General features: G+C 55.3%; 14 protein-coding genes. 7 read left to right on the top strand and 7 right to left on the bottom strand.

Annotation, left to right across the window (positions count from 1 at the left end):
- Position 1 precedes the first annotated feature (1 nt).
- From AC5S3R_RS03070 to AC5S3R_RS03080, 3 genes are read left to right on the top strand one after another with little or no spacing between them, the layout of a single operon-like run.
- On the top strand, positions 2 to 3,196 hold the full coding sequence (locus AC5S3R_RS03070; protein WP_494265171.1) for an efflux RND transporter permease subunit: 3,195 nt from the start codon (positions 2 to 4) through the stop codon (positions 3,194 to 3,196).
- Complete coding sequence (locus tag AC5S3R_RS03075; protein WP_494265172.1) at positions 3,193 to 4,458, top strand: efflux RND transporter periplasmic adaptor subunit; 1,266 nt, start codon at positions 3,193 to 3,195, stop codon at positions 4,456 to 4,458. The genes AC5S3R_RS03070 and AC5S3R_RS03075 overlap by 4 nt, the downstream gene beginning before the upstream one ends.
- Positions 4,455 to 5,936 (top strand): efflux transporter outer membrane subunit, encoded by a 1,482-nt coding sequence (locus tag AC5S3R_RS03080; protein WP_494265173.1) that lies wholly within the window; start codon positions 4,455 to 4,457, stop codon positions 5,934 to 5,936. Before AC5S3R_RS03075 ends, AC5S3R_RS03080 begins: the two co-directional genes overlap by 4 nt.
- 76 nt (positions 5,937 to 6,012) lie before the next feature.
- Here the strand turns inward: AC5S3R_RS03080 and AC5S3R_RS03085 are convergent, their stop codons facing one another.
- The 3 genes from AC5S3R_RS03085 to AC5S3R_RS03095 all read right to left on the bottom strand — a co-directional run bounded on the left by AC5S3R_RS03085 (position 6,013) and on the right by AC5S3R_RS03095 (position 12,739).
- Positions 6,013 to 8,127, bottom strand: coding sequence for a glutaminase family protein (locus tag AC5S3R_RS03085; RefSeq protein ID WP_494265175.1), 2,115 nt, complete (start codon positions 8,125 to 8,127; stop codon positions 6,013 to 6,015).
- Positions 8,128 to 8,191: 64 nt separating this feature from the next.
- Positions 8,192 to 9,445: a tetratricopeptide repeat protein gene (locus tag AC5S3R_RS03090; protein ID WP_494265176.1), complete on the bottom strand. Its 1,254-nt coding sequence runs from the start codon at positions 9,443 to 9,445 to the stop codon at positions 8,192 to 8,194.
- 9 nt (positions 9,446 to 9,454) lie between these two features.
- The gene (locus AC5S3R_RS03095) at positions 9,455 to 12,739 is read right to left on the bottom strand and encodes a TonB-dependent receptor (RefSeq protein WP_494265177.1); all 3,285 of its coding nucleotides are present in this window, start codon (positions 12,737 to 12,739) and stop codon (positions 9,455 to 9,457) included.
- 311 nt (positions 12,740 to 13,050) lie between these two features.
- Here AC5S3R_RS03095 and AC5S3R_RS03100 point away from each other — a divergent pair, with 311 nt between their 5' ends.
- Entirely contained in the window at positions 13,051 to 14,571 is a 1,521-nt protein-coding gene (locus AC5S3R_RS03100; RefSeq protein ID WP_494265178.1) for an ATP-binding protein, read from the top strand.
- An 11-nt stretch (positions 14,572 to 14,582) separates the two neighbouring features.
- On the opposite strand, the gene AC5S3R_RS03105 is transcribed toward AC5S3R_RS03100, so the two are convergent.
- Entirely contained in the window at positions 14,583 to 15,221 is a 639-nt protein-coding gene (locus AC5S3R_RS03105; protein WP_494265179.1) for a response regulator transcription factor, read from the bottom strand.
- Positions 15,222 to 15,371: 150 nt separating this feature from the next.
- Here AC5S3R_RS03105 and AC5S3R_RS03110 point away from each other — a divergent pair, with 150 nt between their 5' ends.
- Together AC5S3R_RS03110 and AC5S3R_RS03115 are read left to right on the top strand one after the other, a co-directional pair.
- Complete coding sequence (locus AC5S3R_RS03110; RefSeq protein ID WP_494265181.1) at positions 15,372 to 16,406, top strand: arabinofuranosidase catalytic domain-containing protein; 1,035 nt, start codon at positions 15,372 to 15,374, stop codon at positions 16,404 to 16,406.
- 974 nt (positions 16,407 to 17,380) lie between these two features.
- Positions 17,381 to 18,130 carry a hypothetical protein gene (locus tag AC5S3R_RS03115; protein ID WP_494265182.1) on the top strand — a complete coding sequence of 250 codons (750 nt, stop codon included), beginning with the start codon at positions 17,381 to 17,383 and terminating at the stop codon, positions 18,128 to 18,130.
- A gap of 253 nt (positions 18,131 to 18,383) precedes the next feature.
- On the opposite strand, the gene AC5S3R_RS03120 is transcribed toward AC5S3R_RS03115, so the two are convergent.
- Positions 18,384 to 19,334 (bottom strand): metallophosphoesterase family protein, encoded by a 951-nt coding sequence (locus AC5S3R_RS03120; RefSeq protein WP_494265183.1) that lies wholly within the window; start codon positions 19,332 to 19,334, stop codon positions 18,384 to 18,386.
- Between the two features lie 12 nt (positions 19,335 to 19,346).
- Entirely contained in the window at positions 19,347 to 22,721 is a 3,375-nt protein-coding gene (locus AC5S3R_RS03125) for a TonB-dependent receptor (protein ID WP_494265184.1), read from the bottom strand.
- 684 nt (positions 22,722 to 23,405) lie between these two features.
- Between AC5S3R_RS03125 and AC5S3R_RS03130 the strand changes: the two genes are divergently transcribed.
- Positions 23,406 to 24,770 carry an alkaline phosphatase family protein gene (locus tag AC5S3R_RS03130; protein WP_494265185.1) on the top strand — a complete coding sequence of 455 codons (1,365 nt, stop codon included), beginning with the start codon at positions 23,406 to 23,408 and terminating at the stop codon, positions 24,768 to 24,770.
- A gap of 26 nt (positions 24,771 to 24,796) precedes the next feature.
- Here AC5S3R_RS03130 and AC5S3R_RS03135 read toward each other — a convergent pair whose 3' ends face one another.
- Positions 24,797 to 26,986 carry an alpha-galactosidase D gene (locus AC5S3R_RS03135; RefSeq protein ID WP_494265186.1) on the bottom strand — a complete coding sequence of 730 codons (2,190 nt, stop codon included), beginning with the start codon at positions 26,984 to 26,986 and terminating at the stop codon, positions 24,797 to 24,799.
- Positions 26,987 to 26,996 lie beyond the last annotated feature (10 nt).

The following is a 26,996-nucleotide window of genomic DNA, read 5'->3' on the forward strand; positions in this document are numbered from 1 at the left end:
CATGTGGATCGTTAAACTAGCCCTTAACCGGCCTTATACCTTCATTGTCCTGGCGCTGCTCATCCTGCTGGCGGCGCCTGTGGTGATTCTGCGCACGCCCACAGATATCTTTCCGAATATCAATATCCCGGTGATCTCGATCGGCTGGCAGTATACGGGGCTCAACCCGGAAGAAGTTGAAGGGCGACTCACTTCGCCTTATGAAAAGGCGCTCACCACTCTTGTAGACAACATTCAGCACATCGAATCGACCACATATAACGGCCAGGCTGTTATCAAGGTCTTTCTGCAGCCCGGCGCGTCTCTCGATACCGCTAACGCACAGATTACCGCGGCTTCACAATACCTGCTGCGCCAGTTGCCGCCGGGGATTCTTCCGCCGCAGATTATCAACTTCTCCGCATCCAGTGTGCCGATTCTGCAACTGGGTGTTTCCGGCAATGGCTTGTCGGAATCTCAACTGAATGACTATGCCACAAATTATGTTCGTACCCAGCTCGTAACGGTGCCCGGCGCGGTTATTCCTCTGCCTTATGGAGGTAAGCAGCGCCAGGTCAACATCAGCATGGATCAGGCTGCGATGCAATCGAAGGGCATTGCTCCTGGAGACATTCTCGATGCCTTGTCCACGCAGAATGTTGTCACGCCATCGGGCACCATCAAGATTGGCCAGTCTGAGTATGATGTGCGCACCAATGGAACGCCGCGCACTGTAGCAGAGCTTGCTAACGTCCCCCTCAAGCAAGTTAACGGCACCACGATTTACCTGCGAGATGTTGCGAGCGTAAGTGACGGCTTCCAGATACAGACCAACATGGTGCGGCAAGACGGACACCGCGGCGTGCTTATCTCGGTTCTGAAGAACGGCAACTCTTCCACGCTCGATGTTGTGCAAGGCGTTCGTGGCTTGCTACCACGCGTGGCCAGCATGGTTCCGCCAGAGTTGAAGATTTCAGCACTCTCGGACCAGAGCGTCTTTGTTCGTGCCGCCGTGGAAGGCGTGGTACGCGAGGCAATTATTGCCGCCGCACTGACGGCGCTAATGATTCTGCTGTTCCTTGGCAGTTGGCGCTCCACGCTCATCATTGCCGTGTCCATTCCATTGTCGATTCTCACGTCGGTCATCATTCTTGGGCTACTTGGAGAGACCATCAACACGATGACACTTGGCGGCCTGGCGTTGGCTGTCGGCATTCTTGTGGATGACGCTACTGTCACAATTGAGAACATTGAGCGGTTCCTCGAGGATGGCTACGGACTACGTGAAGCCATCCTGGAAGGCGCTGCACAAATCTCCGTACCAGCACTGGTTTCCACACTTTGTATCTGCATCGTCTTTCTACCGATGTTTTTCCTTGGCGGTGTGGCGCGCTATCTCTTTGTCCCGCTTGCAGAGGCTGTGGTCTTTGCTATGCTCGCCAGCTATGTTCTTAGCCGTACGCTGGTTCCCACGCTGGCGATGTATCTGCTGCGCGCCAAAGAGCATGGCGCGGCTACCAAGGGATTTTTTGGACGCTTTCAGCGTGGCTTTGAACGCGTATTCGAGCGCATACGCACCAGGTATCACGCGCTGCTGCAGGCCCTGGTACTGCGCCGGTATATTTTCATCCCTGTCTTTCTCGGCGTCTGCCTGATTGTGTTTGCGCTTGTTCCTTTTCTCGGTGAAGACTTCTTCCCGGACACCGACAGCGGCCAGTTCATCATGCATGTTCGCGGACCGTCCGGCATGCGCATTGAGGATACTGCCCGCCTCTTCGACTTGGTCGAAGCTGAAATGCACAAAGAGATTCCTGCCTCAGAAATCGACAACATTCTCGACAACATTGGCATGCCGTATAGCACGATGAATACGCAGCATCTAACGAACGGCACACTTGGCGCCAGTGACGGCGATATCCTTGTCACTCTTAAACCCGAGCATCACCCGACAGCTAATTATGTGAAGTCCCTGCGCGCAAATTTGCCGCGCATGTTTCCGCAGGCGACTTTCTACACGCTGCCTGCCGATATTACTGCGCAGATTCTCAACTTCGGCATACCCGCCCCGATTGACGTGCAAATTGAAGGCAACGATGTAGATGCCAGCAAGGCACAGGCTGACAAAATTCTTGCAATGATGCGCCAGGTTCCGGGGCTTACTGATCTGCGTATACAACAGCCTTTCGACTACCCGACGCTGCAGGTGGACGTGGACCGCACAAAGGCTGTACAGGGAGGCTTCACCGAGCGCGACGTGGCCACCAGCGTGCTCAATACACTTAGCGGCAGCTTCCAGGTAACTCCTATGTTCTTCCTCAACTGGAAGAACATGGTGAACTACAACGTGGTAGCTCAGACGCCGCAATACAAGATGGATTCGATGCAGGACCTGCAGAATATCCCCATCAATCGGACGGCGCGCACGCAGACGCCTGCGGCTGCTTCTTCCAATCCTGAGATTCTCAGCGACCTGGCTACCGTGTCGCGCAACCATGAAATGTCGGTGGTGAACCACTACAACATCCGGCGTGTGGTTGACATCTACGGTAATGTTCAAGGACGCGATCTGGGCAGCATCAGCCAACAGCTTACAACGATTCTGAACGATAACTCGAAGTCGCTTCCACGCGGCACCTTTATCACGCTCAAAGGCCAAGTGCAAACAATGCGCAGCTCCTATATTGGACTGCTTGGCGGCCTCATCTTTTCGATTGTGCTTGTGTATCTGCTGATCGTGGTGAACTTCCAGAGCTGGGTGGACCCATTCATCATCATTACGGCGCTACCCGCCGCGCTGGCCGGCATTGTGCTTTTTCTCTTCCTGACGCACACCACGCTGAGCGTTCCGGCTTTGATGGGAGCCATTATGTGTATGGGTGTGGCTACGGCAAACAGCATCCTGGTTGTTTCCTTTGCCAAGACGCGCCTGGAAGACCATAGCGATGCGGTTCGAGCTGCAATTGAAGCGGGAGCTACACGCTTCCGTCCCGTCATTATGACAGCGCTGGCAATGATTATTGGCATGGTACCCATGGCACTCGGCTTTGGGGATGGCGGCGAACAGAATGCACCGCTTGGGCGCGCTGTTGTTGGCGGCCTGCTTTGCGCAACAGTTGCTACGCTGCTCTTTGTGCCTACCGTCTTTGCACTCATTCATGGCTCAAAGAAGAGCCAAAAGGCACGTGAACAGAAACGCCTTGTGGAGGAGCACGCATGAGCGCCACGAACGAAATGGAGAAACGGATGACCGCACAGGAGCAAAAAGTGGCAGCCTCTGCAACAGAAGATGTGGTGCCCGCGCACGAAGATGCCGGCCACGCATCGGCCACGCCGGAGAACCCCGGTGGTGGGCGCACGATTGGAATCATTGCCGCAATTGCCCTGCTTGCTGCAATTGGATACGGGCTTTACCAGCGCTCTGCGAGCGAGAACAAGCTTGCGCAGGCGACGAGCGAGGCTGCCATTCTTTCGGTCAATGTTACGCAGCCGATTGCAGGGTCGCAGTCAGGCGATCTTACGCTACCAGGCAACGTGCAAGCATTTACGGAAACTCCTATCTACTCGCGCACGAATGGCTACCTCAAGAAGTGGTATTTCGACATTGGCGCACGTGTTCGCAAAGGGCAGCTTCTTGCTGAAATTGAAACACCGGAAATCGATCAGCAATTGCAGCAGTCGCGCGCTGAACTGGAGCGCATGCAGGCAAACGAACAACTTGCCGGAGTAACGAGTAATCGCTGGCAGGCACTGCTTGCCAAGCATGCTGTCTCGCAGCAGGAAGCCGATCAAGCCCGCAGCAACTACATTGCTGCGCAGGCGGCTGTGGATGCAAGCCGCGCGAATGTTCGCCGGCTTGAACAACTTCAAAGCTACGAGCGCATTATTGCGCCATTCGACGGTGTTATCACTGCCCGCAATACGGATATTGGCGACCTGATCGATGCTGGTTCTGGCTCAAATAATCCACGTGAACTATTCCATCTCGCAGCAGTTGAAAAACTGCGCGTCTATGTTGCCGTGCCTGAGATTTACTCCGATTCTATCCATAACGGCGACAACGCAATGCTCACACAGGACTCCAACCCCGGCGCTAAAATTTCCGGCACCATTGTGCGCAATGCTAATGCCATTGACCATACCACCCGTACGCTGAATGTCGAAGTTGACGTCGATAACTCAAAAGGGGTTCTTCGTCCCGGCGCATATGTGTTTGTGCACTTCCACCTGCCAGCTTCGTCCAACACTGTCACACTGCCCTCGAATACACTGCTCTTCCGCTCTGAAGGCCTGCGTGTCGGAGTTGTACGCAATAGCCGCGTCGAGCTTGTTGCCGTGACGATTGGTCAGGACTTTGGAAGCTCGGTCGAGATTACTTCCGGACTCACAACGAACGATCAGGTGGTTCTTGATCCACCTGATTCCTTGGCTGCAGGCACAGAAGTGCATGCTCAGCTTGTTTCTCCGCGAGGCAAGCAATGAGGAAGCTTCGCTGGCAAAACACAATTCTTCTCTCTGGAACTGCTGCGCTCGGGCTTGTTCTTGCAGGCTGCCGCGTGGGGCCGGATTATGTGCGTCCTTCCGCTCCAACCGCGCCCGCATTCAAAGAGCCTCTGCCGGAAAACTTCAAGGCAGAGGATGGTTGGAAACCTGCGCAGCCCAGTGATGCGCAGCTTAAGGGCGACTGGTGGACGTTGTTTCAAGATACGCAGCTTAATGCTCTTGAAGCGCAAGTTGATACGGCTAACCAGACACTCCAGGAAGCTGAAGCTAACTTCCGGGCTGCCAGAGCCGCTGTTCGCCTGAACCGCTCCGCAGAGAAGCCTACGATCTCGACGGGGCCAAGTGTCGGCGCTGTGCGTGATTCCAAGAATCAGCCCTACTTCAACTCATCTGCTGCTGACAATGGAGAGGGGAACTTTGTTCTTCCTTTCGACCTTGATTATGAAATTGACCTCTGGGGACGCATTCGCCGCACCGTCACTCAGGCACGCGAACAGGCGCAAGCCTCTGCGGCTGATTTAGAAACATCGCGCCTTTCGCTCCATGCCGAGTTGGCAGTTGACTATTTTAGTCTGCGCTCTGCCGACGCCGAGAGCAGGCTGTTGCATGACACGGTGAAGGCATTTCAGGATGCTGTGCAGTTGACGGAAGACCGCTATAACGGTGGCGCCTCACCGCTTTCCGATGTAACACAGGCACGGACGCAGTTGCAGGCCGCGCAGGTACTGGCTACGGACGTCGATATTCAGCGTGCGGCTTATGAGCACGCCATCGCTGTGCTCATTGGCAAAGCGCCTTCTTCATTCACGCTTACGCCTTCTCCCATCACAGTAGAATCGCTGGCCCTTCCTGCAATCCCAGGCATGCTGCCATCGCAATTACTTGAGCGCCGTCCGGACATTGCGGCAAAGGAACGCCGCATGGCTGCCGCTAACGAACAGATTGGCATTGCACGCGCGGCTTACTACCCAACGCTGTCTCTTTCCGCTGCGGCTGGATTTATGGGGACTTCCGCGGTTAACTGGTTCACATGGCCAAGTCGCTTCTTTGCCGTTGGCCCAACACTTTCAGAAACGCTTTTTGATAATGGCCGCCGTCGCGCTACATCTGATATTGCTCTTGCGCAATACGATGCTACGATTGCTGACTACCGCCAGACCACGCTCACGGCCTTCCAACAAGTGGAAGACAATCTGAACGCACTTCACAACCTCGAGATCGAGGCGAACCAGCAGCACGATGCAACCGCATCTGCAGCGCAATCTCTCGATTTGTTCAATACGCGTTATGAGAACGGCGTGGACAACTATCTCCAGGTTATTACGTGGCAAACATCTTTGCTGCAGAACCAGCGCAACGATATCGAAATCACGCGTCGGCGTTTTGAATCAACTGTCCTTCTGATTAAAGCTCTAGGCGGGGGATGGAATAGTTCCCAACTGCCGCAACTGCCCTAGAAACTATCAGGCGCTGCTTTCACTTATTGAAAGCAGCGCCTGATGGACTATGCTATCTCGATATTGCTGTGGAAGTTTACTGCGACTGCGTGCTGCGTTTTACCCATTGATTCCAGACAGTGGAATTCGTAAGCATCTTAATGTACACGCCTCCGACTACGGATCGCGCCTGGAAGCTGACCTCACGCGCTGATTTCGTGTCATACCAATCTGACATCGGCACACGATCGGCTGTCTGGTTCAAATACGGGATGATCGGATGCACAATCGCGCGAAAGTCTTCGGGATTTGACGCCAGGGTAGCGGTCCATAGTGTCCAATCCAGTTTGGTATATGTCGCGCGATTGTCGAGAGGTAGGCCAAACTCATTCAGTTTGCCTTTATAAAAGGCAAGCTCGCGCTCTGCAACCTGGGCAGGAAACATATGCAAACCGAGAATGTTATCCCACACGAGGTTGTATTTCTGACTCCATGTACCTGGCTTGTCGAAGGCCAGCTTATAGTGATCGCCGTCCGCGGCTGCTTCTACCCATCTTCCAGCCATGGACTTGGCAGCAGTTCCATACTTCTCTGCAGTCTTATGGTCGCCTAACTTTTCGGCAAGCTGCCCATAGGCCGCCAATGCCTCGATGGCCTTGATTGACAGGTTGCTGTTGTGTGCCAGGTGTCCTGCGAAATCATCTGTGCAAAGCTGGTTCTCTGGATCAAAGCCCTTGTCGAGGAGATATTCGGCCCACTTTGTCAGTAGAGGCCAATAGCGCGTCGTAAACGCAGTATCGTGCTCCGCCTGCGTCAGCGCGGCAACGAGCAGAATGATATTGCCGGACTCTTCCACTGGCATCTGATCGTCTTCGCTAACCTCTCCTCCGCCATAGAGCTGGCCATTTGCTAACGGATATACGCCGATGTCATGGGGGGCAAATGGAAACTTCCAATGAGGAGTTTGTGCGTAGCGCATCACGGGTTCGAGCTGCGCTTCCACCAGCTTGGGATTCAGGAATAGAAACATTGGAGCAGATGGGTAAATCACATCGATCGTAGAGATCGACCCATTGCTGAAGTTTTCTTTCGGCATAAAGAAGGGAGCGCCAGCGGCGTCTTCCACCAGCTTGTGGGCTCCAATTGCCTGCCGAAAGGCCAGTACGGAAATGGCCGCATACTCTGGGCCACCGGCTTGAACCAGGTCGTGCTCCAGGTCTGCGTCATACTGCTCTGCACGTTTTGCGAGCGATGGGTAATCATGTTCCGACGCATGCAACAAATCAGCAAATGTCGGGAACTCCTTGCGCCAATAAGGCAGCAGTCTCTGGTGCATATATTCGATGGAGTAAATGTCATCGTATGCCAACAGAATATGCCGCGAGACTTCCGACGATCCAACCTTGCCTAGTGGCAACGCCACGCTCAATAACGGGTGTGCCGGATATCTGCTTTGCGGCATGCGAGGCTGGTCCAAGTCGTCCCGCGTGGGCAAGTTGCCCGAAGCTACAAACTGTCTGCGATCATTTTCGTTGCCTGCTGTGAGTGTGGCAGCGCCCTGACCGTCTGGAACTCCTATGTAGAAATAGCCCCAGTTGATGCGAACATTATCGCCCCACTGTTCGAGCATCGGTTGCTTCTGGGAACCAACACGAAGCAGGTTTAGGCCTTCAATCCGTGCTCGCGACCATACGACTGGCTCGCTGGGAGTGTTGGTGGCAATCGTCCCATCGGCATCGAAGTAGAGCGTTACATCATGCTCGGCACCATCGCGCGACTTTACATCCCAGCTAAGGTAGGTGACAGGCCGCGACATTACGCGTAGGTCGTCAGGGAATGCAGGAGTAAGGAAACGCACGCGAATGACGACTTTTTCATTTTGAAGTGTGACGATTGTGCGTGTGGGCGTTACCTGCCGCTGTGTTTCTTCCAGCGCTGGAATCGAAGAATTGGCATCTCCTAAATATCGATAGCTCTTGCCGTCAATCCGAATAATGCCATTCAGCGCCTGGTGCGTTCCAGTCCAGTGCCGCGTGGCTCCGTCCGTCAACTTATCCGATGCAGACCAGATGCTGAAATACGGATCATGCACAACCAACGGTGTTGCGGGAGCTCGTAACGCAGGGATGGGATCATTCTGCGCTGATAACAGGCTTCCCTCTACACTCAAAAGCGCAATAGCAGCCATTACGCTCAACATGAACTTCTTCATACTGTTTCCCCCCGTGCTAACTCGAGATGTCTACGTTACCTATGTCTTGAGACGACCCTATACATCATGGAGTAGTCGATCTATTGGAAGCTTCTGGATCTTTGCTCTTGTTGTTTTGGTTTGGTCTGTTTTCATCCCTCACTGCTAAAAGGCGTTGCACTACCTGCTGACTCTTATCCTTGTCACCTAGCTGCGCATATGCCTTGGCAAGGAGAAAGTACGATTTTTCGTAGCGTGGATTGTCCTGGATTGCCGCAGTAAGATGGGTTACGGCATCCGCTAGGTGATGCCCATCGAGAAGTAAAGCCCCCATTTCGCACTGCGCAGGGGCGTAGTGCACATCTGCATTCAACGCTTGCCGGAGCATGTCTTGTTCCCCGGTTTCATCTCGCTTTACTCTCAGGGCAAGTGCAAGCTGGAAGTAGGTTCGCGGCTGGTCGGGGGCCAAATCAATTGCCTTGTGATACTCGGCTATTGCTCCATCCGTGTCACGCATCCTGGAAAGTACATTTCCGAGGAGATAATGCGCCTGATATGACCTGGAATTTAGCGTGATGGCGTGCTGCAAGTCCTGTTTGGCTTCAACATAGCTGGATGCGTCGAATTCGCTTTCCGCCAACGTGACGAAAAACTCTGGGGAATCCGTATATGCTTCCCTCTGCTTTCCAAGAAGATGATTGACGTCCGGATAACGGCCTTGCATCTGAAGTGTATTGGCCAGTAACAACAGCGTTTGAAGCGATGGATAGAACTTGTAGGCAGCTTCCGCCGTGTTTTGTGCTTGAGGGAGCTGATGGGCTGAGAGATATACGACGGCAGCCATCTCCATCTCCTGCTCCGGTGTTTCTGAATTCGGGTGGAAGTTTGCCAGGGACTTTGCTGCTTTATCTATATCTTTGCTGGCAAGGTATTGACGCGCCAGAGACGCCGCAATGCTGTTGTTTGCAGGCCATACAGAGTGTGCTCGCTGCAATACAGCTATTGCATTCGGTGTATCTCCGTTGCCTTCATCAGCAGCCGCAAGCAATAGGCTTACCCTTGCATCGCAATTTTTTTCAGAAAGTGGCTGTAATATGGCAGCCGCATCCTGATATTGCGATTGGCCCATCGACATGCTGGCTTTCTCCAGCGCGGCGTCCACTTCATTTTGTGAGGGACAATTTCTTCCTGATGTGGAATGGACTTGCCTGGAATGAGTTGAAGACGCAGCTTGCCCACTTCCGTCCTCCGCCCTGGCTGCTGGCCTGCCAGACAGGCAGCCAACAACCAGGGCAGCTAGAAGGATGCGTTTTCTCATCAATTGCAAATCAAAACCCATTCAGCAATCTTAGAAGGTAATGCGTCCACTTAGCTGAATTACACGCGGGGCATTTGCACTTCCTACCATGCCGAAATTCGCGTCAAGACTGCCTGTGTCCACGGCGTTGAAATTGACCCGGTTGAAGGCGTTGAAGAAATCCGCGCGGAAGGTCAGGCTAACGGGCTCTCCAAGCTTCCAGCTCTTGTATCCGGAAAGGTCATAATCCTGATATCCCGGATTTTGAACATTGTGTGTTCCTGAGTTTCCCTGGATTCCAACGGCGTGGAGCGGTACGACATTTTGAGTGTTGAAGTAGGGACCAAGCCGTCCGTGCCTTCCAAGACCCGAATGTAGCGAATGATCGTTGATGGGGCCTGTAACATCAGGCAGGGAGTTCACGAAAAATCCGAGACTCTGGCCGCTGCCCAATGTTGTCCACGGGCCGGTACGCAGAGAGGCGATGCCGGCAACTTTCCAGCCTCCGACAATCGCGTCCACGAACGCACCTCGATTCAGATGCGCCTTGCCGTGTCCGAACGGAAGCTCGTAGATTCCATTTGCAGAGAAGATGCTATTGATGTCCTCCGTGCAGTGGCTGTAGTCAAGACGCATATCCGTATGCCATGTGAACTCATCCTGGTAGGGAGTTCCGAGGCACTTGGAGAATGTGTAGTTGGCCATTGCCGAGAAGCCGGAGCTGAATCGCTTCTCAACGCGGCCGAGTATCGCGTGATAGCTTGAGGTTCCTGTGTTCTGGTTCTCCTGCACACCGCTATAGCAGCCAACGAGGTTTGGTGGCGTCCCGCAAGTGGCCCACAAAATTGTGACTCCATCTGTATTGAGCGGGTTAATCTCATTGCGCTCCTCGTAATGGCGCACGGACGTTCCAATATAGGCGACTTCAAAGAACCAGTCCTTGACCGTGTGATCGACCATCAGGTTCCATTCCAGCGCGTAGGGTGTCTTTCCATCCGGCTGAATGAAGGAGACAGTCGGGCCACCACCTGAGAAGTTTCCGCTCGTCATCTCATCCGAGTACATTCCCGCAGCACCATGCGTGCCGTCGAGATTGAAGCTTATCGGCCTGCCAACTGCAGGGTTGTTGAAGCTGTTTACCTCGTAGAGTTTGGTGGTATCTACTTCCACTTCATACTGGTTGATATTCGGTTGCGTGAAATAGATTCCGAATCCACCCTTGACGGAGGTATTGGCTTTTTCCGATGGGCTCCAGTTGAAACCGAAACGCGGTGAGACATTGCTCCACGTCGGCTTGACCATGTTTCTGCCCAAGCCCATGACCTTGGTATCAGGGTAGGTGAGGTCCTGTCCGGTGGAAATGTCGAAACTGCCGACGCGATTGTCTCTTTCAACGGGGGGAGAACGATGCTCCCAGCGAACGCCGTAGTTCAGCGAGAGCTTGCGGTTAACTTTGTAATTGTCCTGAACGTAGTAGGACTGATACCACATTCTCAGATTCAAGGTGGGATCGCCAAGAGAGGTTCGCGTAGTCGCCGGTACGCCCATTAGAAGGTCGGCAACAGGGTCTCCGCTGTATGCGCCATTGAAGCCGATTGAAGTGGCGGACCAGTCTTCGTACAGGTACATCGGCTCGTAGCGAATGTCCACTCCACCTGTAATCTGATGCTTCCCTTTCTGATACATCAGGGACTCTGTCCACATATTCAGGCCTTCCCTCACCAGGTCAGTGCCGTTCGAGGAACCAGGATTGCCATATCCCGACACACCGAACGAAGGAGGACCGTAGGAACCGGGCGCATCTGTTTCGTTAATCAGGCCTAGCGGGTTGGCTTGAGAGGCATCGTAGCCAAGGCCGCGCTGTAGTCCCACTGCGGTGTGGCTCCATCCATAGCGAAGATTGTTGACCAGATTGGGAGTGAATGTGTGTGTCCAACCAACTGCCAGATTCTTTGGAGATGACGGATAAATCTGTGTGTTGGCGACCGTCATTCCGGGAGTGGTAACCGTTTGATTGTTGCCTGTGTAACGCACAAAGGCTACATCTCTTGTACCGATTGTGTAATCGACCCTGCCGCTGTACTGGTCCCAGTTGTTGACTGTAGTGGCAACGTTGAAGTAATTGGCGGTGCCGTTGTTATAGCTGCCGTTTGGCTTTGGGTACAACGCCAATATCTTTTGCCCAATAGCGCTGACAAGCGACTGTGGGACCTGGTTGCCTGGCAATGCAGCATAACCGGACGGCGTAGTCGGGTCCTGCTGGTAAGGGTTGTAGAGCTGCTGCGAAACGGAACTGAAGTCACCTGCCAACTGTGCATCATTCGGAACCAGGTTGTATAAGTCGTTTGGCTGGCTCTGACGGAAACCTTCATAGTTGGCGAAGAAGAACAGCTTGTTTCTTACAATCGGTCCTCCTACGCTGGCTCCAAACTGGTTTTGATGAAAGGCCGGCGCGTCTCCGATATCAAAGTAGTTGCGCGCATCGAAGTCGTTGTTGCGAAGGAACTCATACGCTGTTCCGTGGAAGCGATTTGTGCCGGATTTGGTAACGACGTTGATGAAGGCACCGCCTGCACCGTATTGCGCTGGCGCGCCGGAATTCATGACGGCAAATTCCTGCACCGCGTCGGGATCAGGAAGCAGACCTGCGGCACCGTACCACGCGTTGCGCGTTTCGATGCCATCGTAGAGGTAGCTGTTGTCGTCTTCGCGCAGGCCGCTTACGTCTACGGCTACCGTGCCGGCGGCGCTCCAGCCGGAAGCGGGAGAAGAGATGCCGGAGACGGTAACGGGAACTACGCCGGAGGACAGCAACGCCAACTGCAGGTATTCGCGCCCGTTCAAAGGCATATCCGTGATTTGCTGGCTTTCAATGAGCTGCTGAGAGTGGGACGATTCCGTGTCCAACAGCAGGGTGGATGCGTTCACGGATACGGTCTGTTCCGCGGAGCCAACCGCAAGTGTGATGTTGTTCTGGAATACCTGGCCTACAACCAGCGTGAAGGCCTGAATGCGCTGCGTCTCAAAGCCGGACTTGGTCACTTCCATTGTGTAGCTGCCGGGAGGCAGGTTTGTGACATGGTATGCGCCCTGGTCGCCGGTCACTGCCTGGTACACGATGCCTGTTGCGGAGTTTGTAACGGCAACGCTTGCGCCAGTCACAACAGCGCCAGAACTGTCTGTCACTGTTCCATTGATTTGGCTTGTTGTGGTCTGCGCATGAGTGTAAATCGGGTTCGCGAAAATGACTGCCAGCGTCACTCCAAATGCCACTATGCTCGAATGCATTCCCACGCAACGCAGCCATGACTTCAGCTGCAACAATTGGTGTTTCATTCGGTCTTCCTCCTGCAAAAAAGAACTACCAACTCGGGCTTGCCGCAGGGATTGCATCTTGACTACCTGTAAACATTTACATCCCTGACTCTTGTTCCTGTGTCGCCGAGAATCCTAGGCTTGACTGAACAGGATAGGCAATAGGACGACGGAACCAATTTCGAGTGGGTCAAAGGACCTATGATTGCGTTGCACGTGAGATGAATAGAATCGAGCAATACCATTTCAAGCATTTGCCTCTGCGTTGAGAGCCCACGGTTCGGCCAGCGAGATGTGGCGGAACCTGTTGAAGTGAACAGAAGAGTGAGAGTATGCGCTTACCACGAGTAACCCTAATCCAGTTTTTGGCGGTCTTATCGGCTGTTGTGGGGCTGTCCTTCGCTACATGGCTATGGCTCCACTACCGGCAGGAAGAGAATGCTGTTCCTGCTCGCAGCTTCTTGTTGCAACGCGAAAATGCGCATGAGTGGACAGGCTTTGGCGGCAGTTGGGAGATTGCCAATGGGGCGGTGCAATCCAATTCGTATGAACGGGGCGCTAAGCTGCTTGCCGGTTCTCAGTATTGGAGTAATTACACGCTGAACACCGATATCTGGTTTGATGGACCGGCCGCGGATATGGGCGTCGTTATCCGAAGCAATGATGAAATGCGTGGAGTTGATTCGTATAACGGGTACTTTGTGGGTCTGCGCAGCCTGGATGGGACGCTGGTTTTGGGACGGGCGAACTATGCGTGGCTTGAGGTTTCTCCCGTTATCATGCCCGGTGGAATACGGCCCTATACGTGGTATCGGTTGCGGGTTACAGCTTATGGATGCAATATTGCCGCATCGGTTACAAACCTTGTTACGCAGCAGACTGCGTGGATTGCTTTTCAGGAACACTTTTGCTTTACGCATGGGCGGTTTGGAGTGCGAGGCCTGAACGCCAATGCGAAGTGGAGCAATATCAGCGTGGAGCCGGCTACATGGAATGACTATCATGAGCTGGCGAAGCATGTTGCTTTTGTTCAGCACCCTATCCATGCGAGTGGGCCGCCGTGGTGGACACCGTGGCATGTGGGCATGCTGTTTGTGGGAATCCTATCTGCGGCTTTGCTGATTCAGCTTGCTTATTTTCGTTTTCAGACATGGAAGATACGAACTATCAACCGTGAGCGCGAGCGGCTGGCGCATGAGATTCACGATACGATGGCGCAGGGATTTGCCGGTGTTGGGTACCAGATCCAGGGGATTCGAACAAGCATTGTTCGTGCGGAATCTCTTGATGCCCGGAGTATTGCGGACCAATTGAATGTTGCTTATCAGCTGGTTCGGAGCTGCCATGAGGAAGCCAGCAGGACGATTGCGATTTTTGGATTGGCTTCGCCTTCGATACAAAACAATCTTCTTGGTGAGTTGTCGGAAACTGCTCGCAAGACTGCGCGAAACAAGATTAAGACTACTGCTGAGATGCGTGGAGATCCTGTTCCGTTGAACCTGCGGCTTGCTGACGCCTTTTTGCATATCGGGCGAGAGGCGATTGCGAATGCGTTGAGTCATGGAGACCCCACTCTTCTGCGGATTGCGTTGAGTTACCAGGGCGGCTGTGTTGAGTTGATTGTGGAAGACAATGGCAGTGGGTTTGAGTATTCGCAGGAAAAAGAGGGGTTTGGGATTCTTGGGATGCAGAAGCGGGCTCGCAGCGTGGGAGGAATATTGCACATCCAAAGTACGCTGGGGCAAGGCACGCAGGTACGCGTGAAAGCCAGCCTGCAGAATGTTGGGTTGCGTGACAGGATTGCCGCGCTGATTAAACGCAGGGTTGGGGATGTGTCGGCTTTGAGCAATTAGGGCTGCTTGCTCTACTCTGAGAGGCGAATCAGGCCGCGGCGGACTGCGGTTGTTACTGCTTCCGTTCTGTCGTCTGCGCCTAGCTTTAAGAGGCAGCTTGCTACGTGGTTGCGGGCGGTTTTGGCGCTGATGAAGAGGCGGTCGGCGATTTCCTTGTTGGTCAATCCGTTGGCTACCAGCTTGAGCACTTCCAGCTCGCGCTGGCTTAGTTCCTGACGGGCGATTGACTCGGTCAAGCGCCTTGCGATGTCAGGCGGGACGCAGAGCTTGTTCTGGTGGACTGTTTCTACTGCGCGGATAATCTCCTCTTGCGGGGTGTTTTTGAGCAGGTAGCCCATGGCGCCGGCTTGCATGGCGCGGAATATGTATTCGTCTTCGGCGTAGTTGGTGAGTACGAGGACGCGTATCTCCTGATCGATGTGGCGGAGTTGCGCGATGGCGTCCAGGCCTTCCATTTCCGGCATGCGGAGGTCCATGAGCACTACGTCCGGGCGGGCTTTGCGCACTTCGTCTATGCCTTCTTTTGCGGAGCCCGCTGTGCCCGTTACCTGAATGTGCGCTTCACTTTCGAGCATGGTGCGCAGACCCAGCCTGACTACTGGATGGTCATCGACGACGAGCACTTTGATTCTCTTTTCGGGGTCTGCCATGGAATTACAGTATTCCCATCTTTCGTTTTCGTTCAACTTGTCTTTTGATAAAGCGGCTCTTGCGCAGGGCACTCTATTCGATGCGAGAATGCCATTGCTTCTCATCCATTGCCTGACTGAGAAGCGAAATTGAGGAAGCGAAGGAGCTCCATGCAACTTACATCGCGGTCATTGTTTGGAAGAATCTTATCAACTGCAGCTGTTCTTTTTGCTGTTGCAATGGCGTTGCATGGCAGCGCTGCGGCGCAGAAGGGTGCGGCTCGTCCGTGCGATATCTATGCGTCTACTACTCCTTGTGTTGCGGCTTTCAGCACTACGCGCTCGCTGTATCGCGGATATGCCGGACCGCTTTACCAGGTGACGCGGCAGTCGGATAAGGCTTCCGCGGATGTTGGTTTACTTCCCGACGGCTATGCTAACGCGGCTGCGCAGGATGCTTTTTGCGCTCGTAGTTCCTGCACGATTACCAAGCTCTATGACCAGTCGCCTAATCATAGCGACCTGACGCCTGCGCCTCCGGGCGGCGCGGCGAAAGGGCCGGGGCCGAATGGTTATCAACTGCCTGCTGTTGCGGATGCTCTGCCGGTTACGGTTGGTGGGCATAAGGCCTATGGCATTGCCATCGATGCGGGGATGGGATATCGCAATGACTCGGCGAAGGAGACTGCAGTGCGCGGGCAGCCGGAGGGTGTATACATGGTGACTTCTGCTCTGCATCTGAACGAGAAGTGCTGCTTTGACTTTGGCAATGCGGAGACGAACGACCTTGATAACAAGGCCGGGCATATGGATGCGATCAACATTATGTGCCGCGGCGCTGGGTGCAATCCGGATGCGGGGCTGGATATGGAGGATGGCATCTATGGGCATCTCAAGGTGCCTGCGGGGACGGCTTTTGTTACGGATATGGGGGCCAGCGATGGGCAGCATTCTTACGCTATCTACCAGGGCAATGCGCAGTCGGGGGGACTGACGAGTACCGGGGTGATTTCTCTGCCGAAGGGGTACCAGCCTATGCAGCAGGAAGGGGCGATTATTCTCGGCATTGGCGGGGATAACAGCAATTGGGCTACGGGCTACTTTTTTGAGGGCGTGATGACCAAGGGGATGCCGGATGCCAAGGTTATGGAGGCTGTGCAGCGGAATGTTGTTGCGGCTGGGTATGCGGGGGAGTTGAAACCGTAGGAGGGGAGGCAGGTGTCAGGTTACAGATTTCAGTTGGTTGTGCCTGTTGCTGGATGTATTGTTCGCTGGGGCGGAAGCCCCGGCCTACTTTTTGTGCTGATGTGCCGCAGGCGCACAATTACGCATGTAAATTATTTAAATACAATGATATATGCCCGATATTTCCTGTTTACTTGTTGGTTAATAGGTTTGGGAAAAGTGGTTACTTTTCCAAAAAATAAAAAATTCTTTCCTTTTTTCTGGCTCGGGGAGGGGTTCACGGTTGCGGTGACCCTCCTCCTGCTTGCCAGATGCGCAGAGATTGCAAAGCATGCCTCAGGGGCTACAGCCCCGGTGCTTTCCTTTGGCTTTGATTGCGGGGGATAAATCCCCGGCCTGCTTTTTGTTCCTGATGTGCCCGGTGCTCTTGGTTTTTGTTTAATGCGCGTTAAATCAACATTTTAGAGGCGATATTGGGTGTTTCTTGATTGGTTAACAGGTTTCTGAAAAATGGTTACTTTGCAGAAAAAATGGCGCGAAAAAACTTTTTTGTGGTCTGGAAAGGCAGAAAGCCCGGTTCGTTAGAACCGGGCTTTCTTGTTGGTGATTTTGAGTATGGCACAGATGGGGTTAATTGAGCGCAAGAGTTATCCACAGATTTGAGATTTATTTTGCATGGCATGCAGCGGCTGCGCGCTTGGCGCGCCACGGGGCTTTTGTGGCCCTCCCGGTGGTCGGGGTCGGGATGGGGGTGGGGGCAGCGAAAGGCAACCGCAGATCCTTCGCTCCGTCTACCCCCACGAACGATGAAACCGTTCGCGGGGACCCAGTGCGCTTCGATCAGGATGACACCGCTGACTTTTGTGGGAGAACGTGTGATGGGGGGAGGGGAGTTGGAGGCTGGGTGTGTCGGATTCTGGTGGTTTGGGGTGGTGGTTGTAACGTGGCGTTCATGCGTTCATGAATTCTTTACATGTGGCTGCTAGGCTCGTGGCATGGTCAGCCAGCAGGAAATACACGAGCATGTAACTCAACTGCTCGACTCCGAGCAGTTTGTCAGTTCCCGGAGCATTGCAAAACTGCTTACGTTCTGCGTGGATGCCGCCCTGACAGGGAATGAAGAAAATCTCAAGGAAACGACGATTGGGATTTTCTGTTTTGGGCGCTCGCCGGGGTATGACACGAAGCTTGATCCCATTGTCCGGGTGACTGCGCGACGTTTACGGAACAAGCTGGAGCTTTTTTACCAGAAGGAAGGGGAGAACCACGAGGTTCGCATCCTGCTTCCCAAGGGGACGTATGTTCCCAGGTTCCATCGCTCGGCGAATCATCCGCCAGTGGCTGAGACTGAGCCGGTTATGAAGCCGGTTGTTTTTGAGTCGGTTGTGGAGGTGGAGCCTTTTGCGGTTGAGAAGGTTCCGGTTGAAGCTCCGATGGCGGTGGTGAAGAAAAGCAGTTGGCTGCGGCCTGCGACGTGGGGCTTTCTGGCTTTTCTGTTGCTTGCTTATTGCGGGATTTTTCTGACGCATGCGGGTCTGCTGCCGGATGGGAAGGTTGCTGCGACGCAGGAACAGTCTGCTTCCGCGGATGTGGCTCCGAATATTCCCAGCATTGAGCAGCAGAATCAGATGAAACGGCAGGTTCTTCGTGAGCTTTCCGAGATGGTGCGGTCGAAGGTTGCGGTTCATTGGCATCCGGTGACGGATGGGGTGCATAATTCGCCTTCGGTTGAGCCTCGGCTGTAAATGTTTGGATTTTTCAGGGGCCTGAATGCCCTGCTCCCTCCGATGATCTCTTACCTTACGCTTGATTGAGTTGCCTTTTTTGTTGCTGGTGAAAAAGCAACCGCAGATCCTTCGCTGCGCCTGAAATACGGCTACGTTCAGGATGACACTCTTTAATTTTTGGGGAAGGATAGGCCGGGGCTTAAGCCCCGGCCTATCCGTTCATGACTATATTGTGTTTCTATGCCTTCCTTGTGCTTGTTATCGCTTGTAATCAGGCGGAGTGGTAGGGCTTGCTGTAGTGGGTGGACCACTCGACTAGATCCTGGTTGAGGAAGCGGTAGGTTCCTTTGTCGGGGTCGATTTCTAACAGCATGTAGGCGTTGGGGTCGTAGCGCGTGGCGGCCATGATGTAGTGCTGCGGGCCGTAGGTGTGCGCGAAGTCTACCCACTTGTGGACGTGGCCGGAGACTACGAGCTGGATGGTGTCCTGATACTTGCGCAGGAGTGGGTGCAGGCCGAAGTCGTGGAACTCGGTGGCCTGGATGGAGAGCAGCGGGTAGTGCACGAAGACGAAGGTTGGCTTGCGCTGCTGGAGCTGCGCTTCGAGCCAGTGGAGCTGTTCTTCTCCGATCGAACCGATGCCTGGGTTGAAGTCTGAGGTGGTGCGGTCCTGCGTGCTGCCAAGAAAATTGTTTACGTGAATGAACTTGTAGCCCTTGTAGTCGAGTACGGAATAGGGCTCGGCGTTGAACTTGGCCTTGAAGAGGCGGTGGCTCATCTCGCGAGGGACGCGCTTGACGTCGTAGTCGTGATTGCCGAAGCCGAGATGCACGGGCATGCGGAAGGCGTCGGTGATGGCCTTGGCATTGTCGAGACGCGTGGTGTTCTGGAAGTAGAAGTCGTAGTCGGTGGATGGGTAGTTGTGGAAGTAATCGCCTATGAGGAAGACCTGCTCGATGGCGGGCGAGAGCGAGTTGATGAGGTCGCGAGCGGAGGTGAGGCGCGGGGTGGTGACGAGGATGCTTTCGTTGTCCTCGACGCCGTTTTCGCTGCCTTTGACGTAGAAGTTGTCGATGATGTGGGTGTCTGCGATGAGCGCGATATAGAAGCGGCGGCCGCCCGAATGCGGCACAACCTCACGCGCCCAGAGGGAACGCGTGAGGTTGGCGGTTACGGCGGCAGCTGTCAGCGATCCGAAGTGGCGTCGCGTGATGAGTGCCATGGGTTGTTTCTCCTAGAAGGTGAACTTGCCGGCCACCTGAAGCTGGCGTGGAGGCAAAGCGCTGGTGATGCTACCGAAGCTGCTGCTGCTGGTGTTGGAGGCCGGAGCCTGGTAGTTGACCTTGTTGAGGATGTTGAAGGCTTCGCCACGAAGATCGAAGGAGGAACGCTCGTTCCAGAGGCGGAAGCTCTTGTGCAGTCCGAGGTCAAGCTGGTTGAAGGTTGGCGAGCGCAGCGTGTTGCGGCCGGCGTTGCCATAGGGCTGGTCCGTGAGGGTGCTGGTGGGCGTGCGCACGGAGGCCGCGTTGAGATAGCCGGTCAACGAAGTGGCGGTCTTGACCCACGCACTGGAGGAGTTGGCTACCTTGCCGGTGACGTAGGGGCGCTGGTTGAGCAGCGGGCTGACCTGCATCGCAGCCGAGGGGCTGTAGGTGAGGTTGACCGGCTGACCGCTGGTATTGGTGTTGATGGCGGTGAGCTGCCAGCCACCGATCACGGTGTCGAGTGCGCGGTTCATGTGGCTACCGAACTGACGACCGTTGCCGATGGGGAGATCCCACACGACGCTGAGGGTGTTGTTGACAGGCTGGTTGTAGGCGGACTGTCCGGTTTCCGCTGCGAGGTTCGCAAGGTTGACGCGGGAGTTGTCGCCGTTGGGCGTGTCGAGGTGGCCGGATGCGTTGTCGATGGCATGCGACCAGGTGAAGGAGTTGAGAACGTAGACGCCACCGGAAAAGCGGTGCTCGAAGCGAGCCTGAAGGCCGTTGTAGCTGAGGAAGCCTGCGGGAATCGACTCTTCAATGGTGGTGAAGTTGGTGATGGGGCGGCGGGCGTTGACGCTGAGCGCTGCTCCGGGTGCGTTGGGTGCAGCCTGGTTGTAGTCGGCGAGAACCCAGATGTGCACGCCGTGCTCCCCAATATAGGAGACGGTGAGGACGGTGTTGCGGGCAAGCTCGCGCTGCACGTCAAAGTGCCATGACTGCACATATCCCGTGGGGATGTCCTTGGGGATATAACGGCTCTGCGTGACCGAGGTGTTGAAGTTGCTGGGGTCCACGAAGTCAGTGGGGTACCCCTGCGACACGGTACGGAAGCAGTTGAGGTAGTTGTCGCCGGTGCAAAGCTGCTGCGGGGTTCCGCTGAAGGCGAACGGGGCAACCTGGTTGACGGCGGAGTTGATGATGTACGGACCGTTGTAGGCGAGGAGGTTTTCGCCGCCTTCGCGGTTGAACTGGTCAAAGCTGAGGCCGTAGGCCGAGCGGATGACCGTCCTGGGGTCGAGCTGGTAGGCGATACCTACGCGGGGCGCGAAATCGAGCTTGGGTGTATGAACGAGAGCGCGCTTGTAGAGCGAACCGCTGGAGGCCTGAATGAGGCTGTTGGTGTCGGGGTCGAAGTTGGCAAGGTGGTCGCCATCGACGTACTGCGGCGTAACCAGCTCGTAGCGGAGACCCATGTTGACGGTCAGGTTGGGAAGCAGCTTCCAGTCGTCCTGGATGTAGAAGTAATCCATGAGCTGGTGGTAGTTGACGATGCGGAAGTTGTTGAGCTGATAGCTATCACGCGCGCCGGTGAGGAAGTCGGCGAGGTAGGCCGCTTGCGCTGCGCCGGAGTCGCTGGTTCCGCTGCCGTTCTGGCTGAAGCCCTGGCTGAAGGTTTCACCGCCGTAGACGGGGTTGAAGTCGTCGATTTCGGTGTTGATGGAGAGGAACTCCCAGCCGTACTTCATGCTGTGGCGGCCCTTGATCCAGGAGTAGTTGACCTTCGGGTTGATGACGAAGGGGTTCTGGAACTGCGGGTTGGAGGTTTGTGCCCCCCATGCGCTGAAGTTCTTGACGCTCTCAGAGCTGAGGCGGCGGATAACTGTCGGGTCTGTAGGAAGACCGGGGATGCCGGCCTGGGTATTCAAGCTCTCTTCGCCAGCGAGGTAGGGGGTTTTGCCGCCCTGCGTCCAGGTGAAGCCGATGCGGGCGTCGAGTGCGGTGTTGGTGCTGAAGGAGTGCGTTACGCCCGCGGCGATCTGTCGGTTGTAAGCATGGATGGTGCCGTTGCCGCCGTCACCGGCGTCGCCGGGGATGGAGCTGGCATCGACGATGTCGCCCTTGTGGTCGCTGTAACGACCGAAGAGCGTGGTCTTGCTGCTCATGATGTAGTCGAGGCGACCGTCACCCTTGTCGTCCGTCAGCTTTGCGCTGGGGAACGAGGCGTAGTTATTCGAATCACCGGAGACCGTGCCAGCGACGTTGGGAGAAGGAAGCGCGCCGATAACGAGCTTGGCGAGCGGAGTCCAATCTGACTGCGGTACGATGCCGTCGTTATAGAGCGCGCCGGTAACCGGGTTGCGCAGCTTGACGGCAGCGCCTGCGTGCGTCTGGAAGATACCCTGACGCTGGAGGTCATTGGGAATGGTTGCAGTGGTGTACTGCGCCTGCACCTGACGGTTGCCTTCGTAGTCGCCAAAGAAGAAGAGCTTGTCCTTCAGGATGGGACCGCCGACCGCAGCGCCAAACTGGTTGCGGATGAGCGTGGGCTTTTCTACATCTCCCGTTTGCTTGTTGGTGACGTAGAAGGGTCCGATGGCGTTGAAGATGGTGTTGCGGTGGTACTCCCACAGCTTGCCGTGGAGCTGGTTGGTTCCGCTGTTGATGGAGACGTTGATGACGGCTCCAGAGGCGCGGCCATACTCGGCGCTGTAGTTGCTGGTTTCAATGCGGAACTGGTTGATGGCATCAGGAGAGGGAGGAATGGCCTGGTTGGAGAAGCCCTGGTTCGAGGTGCCGTATGCGTTGTTGTCGAGACCGTCGAGCAGGAAGTTGTTGAACTCGGAGCGCTGGCCATTGACGTTGTAAGAAGCGTCGCGGCTGGTGACGGACTGGTTTTCAAGAGTGTTACGGCGGACGCCAGGGGCGAGCGCCATGAGGTCGCCGTATGCACGACCGTTGAGGGGCAGGTCCTGAACCTGGGTCTGGTTGACGGTGGTGCCGGTGCTGCTGGTTTCGGTTTCGAGCTGCGTGGCTGCTCCGGAGACGGTTACCGTTTCAGAAACATTGCCGGGCTTGAGTGTCACGTCTACGCGCTGGCGGGTGCTGACATCGACCGCGAAGGGCTCTGTGACGGAATCGTTAAAACCGGATGCGCCAGCCGAAATTTTGTAGCGGCCAACGTGCACGTCAGAGAACTGGAAGTGTCCCTGATCGTCTGTCTGTGTTGCCATAACGCCGCCGGTGGCGATGTTGGTCAACGTAACCTTGCTGCCAAGAACTGGGGCGCCACTGGTATCGCGAACGAATCCAAGAACCGCAGAGGTTTCAAACTGCGCGAAACCAAGCGCTCCATGAAACCACAGAGCGATGACTATGGCCAGGATGGATAAGGATTTGCCTCTCATGAATCTTTACTCCAAACATGTTTTTGCAACTGCGTTGAAAAAAATTCGCGCAGTTGGTTTGAACAAATTCCGTTGAACAAGCCGCCTATGTTAAGAACGTGTAAATCAATTGATGATGGCAGCTTGTTCCCGGGTCTGCTGATCTCCTGAACTATGCAACATGAGCATCTGTAACACTGCTGAAATATAGCTGTCAGATGTTCATGTTCCTTGTATAACCAACCCTGCTGTGGAATAGGCGTATCAATGGGATACAAAGGGAGTCGCAATGCCTCTTTTCCGCTGCAATCACAAAAAAATGTCGTAACAATCCAGAATAGTGGATGAGGACTTCCCTGCTCCATACGCGCATTCATCTGTTGTTCACATAGCGCCGTTAGACTCTAGTTGAAAACCTGATGTACATGTTGCCGCATCCGCAATTGTTGATGGCGGTGCGATGGTTATTGTTACGGGCTTGTTAATGTTCGTCAATGCTTAAGTGTGTGTCATCTAAGCGGTATCTGCCGGATTGAAGTTGGGTCAGTGAGATGCGCAAAGGCATACCGCAGGGCCTAAAGGCCCACTCATTTGACAGTACAGAATGTCAGGGCTAAAGCCCTGACCTACCCAAACACTCTATCTGTGATTCGTCAGATACTACCTATTCCCTTATGTCCGCTCAGGTCTGAAAAAATATAGGACATGAGAAAGCGAGTCGGCATGAGGCTGATGGTACTTGTCCTAATTGCGTTCTTTTCTCTGCTTCCCCTGCAGGCACAACGCCGCAAAGTTGTTTTGATTTCGATTGACGGGCTTCGCGGAGTTGAGCTGGCTTCCGCACCAAGCCTGGGCTGGGGTCTTACAAATCTAAGTGAGATTGTGAACCGGGGCGCCGTCTCCGAGGGGACGATTGGCGTGCTGCCAACGGTAACCGCTCCCAGCACGGCCTCGATTGTTACGGGCGTATCCCCTGCCGTTCACGGTATTCCGACGAATTTTCTTTTTGACCCTGAGCACATGATGACCACGGATGATAGTGGGAATGAGTATGCGGAGCTGATTCATGTGCCGACTTTGTGGACAGTTGCCCATGCTGCGGGACTGCGGATCGCGAGTGCTTATTGGCCGACGACGATTGGTGCTCCGATTGATGCGGATTTTCCGAACCACGCGCCGATGAAGAATGAACGCGACAGGATGCTCTACCGGGCGATCAGCACGCCGGGGCTTGTTGCTGAGTATGAGAAAAAGTATGGTGAGTTGCCGATAGGGGCGAGGGCGTTTGACGACCACGTGGTTACGCAGATGGCGCTCTTTTTGCTGCAGACGCGGAAGCCTGATTTTATGTTTGTCTACTTTCAGGACTTTGACCATGCGGAACATAAATATGGTCCGGATAGCCCGGAAGCGATTCGGGCGCTGAAGAGTATTGACAACGATATTGGCACGCTGCGGAAGGCGATTGCCGCTGCGGGCATGGATAAGCAGACCTATATTGTGATTGTGAGCGACCACGGCTTTTTGCCGATGAGCCAGTCATTTCATCCCAATGCGGTACTGGCTAGCTTGAATTTGCTGGCTCCGAAGGACCATCCGGAAGAGTGGCGCGTGACTTCGTTTGGGGGCGGCGGATCGTTTGGGCTGGTTGTGCATGATCCGAAGGACCAGGTGGCGATGGACCTTGCTACGAAGGCTTTTTTGAAGCTGAAACAGAAGGGCTCGTATGGGATTGACCAGATTTTTAACCGGGAACAATTGAAGGCTGCGAAGGGATATGCGACTTCGTTTCTGGCGATTGGCATGAAGCCGGGATTTTCCGCCGATGGCGGGGATGATGGTCCGTGGGTTACTCCTTCGCATGGGCACGGCGCGCATGGGTATGTGCCGGGGCCGAGGAATATGGATGCTTCGTTTGCGGTGGTTGGGCCGGGGATTGCGCACCGGCGCTTGCCGCGAGCGCATATTGTGGATGTTGCTCCGACGGTTGCCGCGCTGCTTGGACTGCGGATGACGAATGTGGAAGGCAGCGACATTTTATCTGCAGATGAGAAGAAGGCTGCGAGATAAACAGCCGCTGCCGGGCTGATGTTTGCTTACAGAGCCGGGGCTACTACTATCCGATCGAGATCGGGAGAGTATCCGGAAGGGTTGCTGAAGCTGATTGTGTTTGCGCCTGCGTGCAAGCGGACTTTCAGCACTGTGGGCACGGGGTCGCTGAAGGTGGTTCCGTTGAGGTCGAGCTCAGTTGCGGTGGCTCCGTTGATGCTCATGAAGTAAGAGCGTGGGCCGCTGGTCTGGTAATCGATTTCCAGTTGATAGATGCCGCTGGCGGGGACGGTTACGTTGGAGAAGGTTACGGAGTTGTCTGCGCCTCCACCGATGTTTCCGGCTTTGCCTAAGCCTGAGGAGTAGTTACTGAACTCGCCGACGACTGTGCCGCTGAGGGTGGCGACTTCTGCTTCATAGGTTGTTGACTCGGGGCGTGGGAAGTCTCCGTTGCCGCTGATGACGATGCGGTCCAGGTCTGGCGGGTAGCTGACGGGGCTGCCGAATTGAATGGTGTTCATTCCCTTTTGGAGATAGACGGGGACCGTTGTGCTGGCGGGGAGGAAGAAGCTTCCACCGCCGCTGTCGAGTGTCTGGTAGGCACCACCGTTGACGCTGTAGAGGTAAGAGCGAAGACCTTGGGTCATGGAATCGACTTGCATGAGGTATTCGCCGGCATGGGGAACGTAGACGTTGTTGAAGGCGACGTTGTTGCCTGTGCCGAGGCCGAGGCCGCCGACTTTTTCTCCGCCAGAGCAGGCGGAGCAGTCTGCGATGACCGCGGAACCGTTGAGCGTTGCGGCTTCTGCTTCATAGCTGGTGGAGTGCGATGGGGCGGGATGGCCGATGCCGCGAACTCGCAGCAGACGCGCGCTGTGCGCCTGAAGGATGGTGGAGTAGCCGGCGGGCGATGGGCCTAGTTCCCGCTGGGTCCAGAGGTCGCGCACCGCGATGGCGTTGGTGAAACCGAGGAGGCTCCACGGGATGCGCACGTTGGTGACGGTGGCGTTCATGTTGAAGATGCCGACGTTATAGCTGCCGTCGCCGAGGTCACTGGCCCAGACTTGAATGTCGCCATCGAGCACCTGCTTGGCGGGTTTGCCGGACTGGTTGACGGCGAGGACTTCGTCATTGGTTACGAGGCGCTTGCCGAAGCTGTCGATTTTTGTGAGGTCCCCGCCGAGGTAGATGGGCGCGTTGGCGAGCGACCAGAGCGAGAGTGCGGAGCGCTTCTCTTCATTGGTGAGGCCGTCGAGTGTGCCGTCGGCGATGTCGAGGGAGTCGAGGTCGTTCCAGCCAACGGTGGGGCCGGAGGCGTTTTCCCAGCCGGGGAGGTCGCGGAAACGCTCGTAGATGCGTGACCAGTCGGTGAGCGTGCCGCAGCCGCCTTCGCATTCGACATCCTGATCGATGCGGCGCGCGTTGGCGTACTGCTGCCAGAGGCTGAGGTAATCCTGATCGAGCGCCCAGGAGATGGTGAACCAGATGGGGCGTCCGCTGGCGGCGATGGCTTTGGACCATGCGGCTACGTCCTGGCGGTTGTCGATAGAGAGGTCATAGCTGTCGGAGCCGGGGGTTACGCCATCGAGCTTGATGAAGTCGATGCCCCAGGAGGCGAAGAGCGCTACGACGGAGTTCATATATTCCTGCGCGCCGGGTTTGGAGAAGTCGATTTTGTAGTGGTAGGGCGATGTGCCGGGGCCTCCGAAGGCGTTGCCTGCGGTGTTGGGAACGGTGAGGATGTCTTGTATGTGGTACGGGGTTCCGAGGATGGGCGAGTTGGCGGCGACGGCGGGATACTCGACGCCGGGAATCCAGTAGATGCCGGCTTTCTGGCCGTTGTGGTGGATGTGATCGACGAGCGACTTGATGTTGGGGAATGTGGTGGTGTTGGGGATGGGGCGGCCGTTGGCATCGAAGCTGCCCTGCCAGCCGGAGTCGATATTGATGTATTCAAAGCCGTGCGCCTGCAGGCCGGATGCGGCTAAGGCGTCCGATTGCGCTGTTATATTGGCCTGCGTGAGAAAACTGGAGTTGATGGTTTGTTCGCTGAAGGTGCTCCAGCCGAGATAAGGGCGCTCCCTGACCCCGTTGACTTGTGCCGGGGCGATGACGGATGCGAGCAGGAGTATGCTCATGCAAACAGCGGGTTTGAGCAGGGGGCTGCGGCTTTTACGCGCATGCGAGGTGCCCGGGTGCGGCTTGAGGGGGCTGCGGAAGAAGGTGGAAAGCGACATTGGGGATTTC

Source organism: Occallatibacter sp. FHG110214_02 (assembly GCF_059115385.1).

Excerpts from the sequence above, each read along its gene's own strand:
- AC5S3R_RS03070 (WP_494265171.1), top strand. The coding sequence starts at position 2 with ATGTGGATCGTTAAACTAGCCCTTAACCGGCCTTATACCTTCATTGTC.
- AC5S3R_RS03075 (WP_494265172.1), top strand. The coding sequence starts at position 3,193 with ATGAGCGCCACGAACGAAATGGAGAAACGGATGACCGCACAGGAGCAA.
- AC5S3R_RS03080 (WP_494265173.1), top strand. The coding sequence starts at position 4,455 with ATGAGGAAGCTTCGCTGGCAAAACACAATTCTTCTCTCTGGAACTGCT.
- AC5S3R_RS03085 (WP_494265175.1), bottom strand. The coding sequence starts at position 8,127 with ATGAAGAAGTTCATGTTGAGCGTAATGGCTGCTATTGCGCTTTTGAGT.
- AC5S3R_RS03090 (WP_494265176.1), bottom strand. The coding sequence starts at position 9,445 with ATGGGTTTTGATTTGCAATTGATGAGAAAACGCATCCTTCTAGCTGCC.
- AC5S3R_RS03095 (WP_494265177.1), bottom strand. The coding sequence starts at position 12,739 with ATGAAACACCAATTGTTGCAGCTGAAGTCATGGCTGCGTTGCGTGGGA.
- AC5S3R_RS03100 (WP_494265178.1), top strand. The coding sequence starts at position 13,051 with ATGCGCTTACCACGAGTAACCCTAATCCAGTTTTTGGCGGTCTTATCG.
- AC5S3R_RS03105 (WP_494265179.1), bottom strand. The coding sequence starts at position 15,221 with ATGGCAGACCCCGAAAAGAGAATCAAAGTGCTCGTCGTCGATGACCAT.
- AC5S3R_RS03110 (WP_494265181.1), top strand. The coding sequence starts at position 15,372 with ATGCAACTTACATCGCGGTCATTGTTTGGAAGAATCTTATCAACTGCA.
- AC5S3R_RS03115 (WP_494265182.1), top strand. The coding sequence starts at position 17,381 with ATGGTCAGCCAGCAGGAAATACACGAGCATGTAACTCAACTGCTCGAC.
- AC5S3R_RS03120 (WP_494265183.1), bottom strand. The coding sequence starts at position 19,334 with ATGGCACTCATCACGCGACGCCACTTCGGATCGCTGACAGCTGCCGCC.
- AC5S3R_RS03125 (WP_494265184.1), bottom strand. The coding sequence starts at position 22,721 with ATGAGAGGCAAATCCTTATCCATCCTGGCCATAGTCATCGCTCTGTGG.
- AC5S3R_RS03130 (WP_494265185.1), top strand. The coding sequence starts at position 23,406 with ATGAGAAAGCGAGTCGGCATGAGGCTGATGGTACTTGTCCTAATTGCG.
- AC5S3R_RS03135 (WP_494265186.1), bottom strand. The coding sequence starts at position 26,986 with ATGTCGCTTTCCACCTTCTTCCGCAGCCCCCTCAAGCCGCACCCGGGC.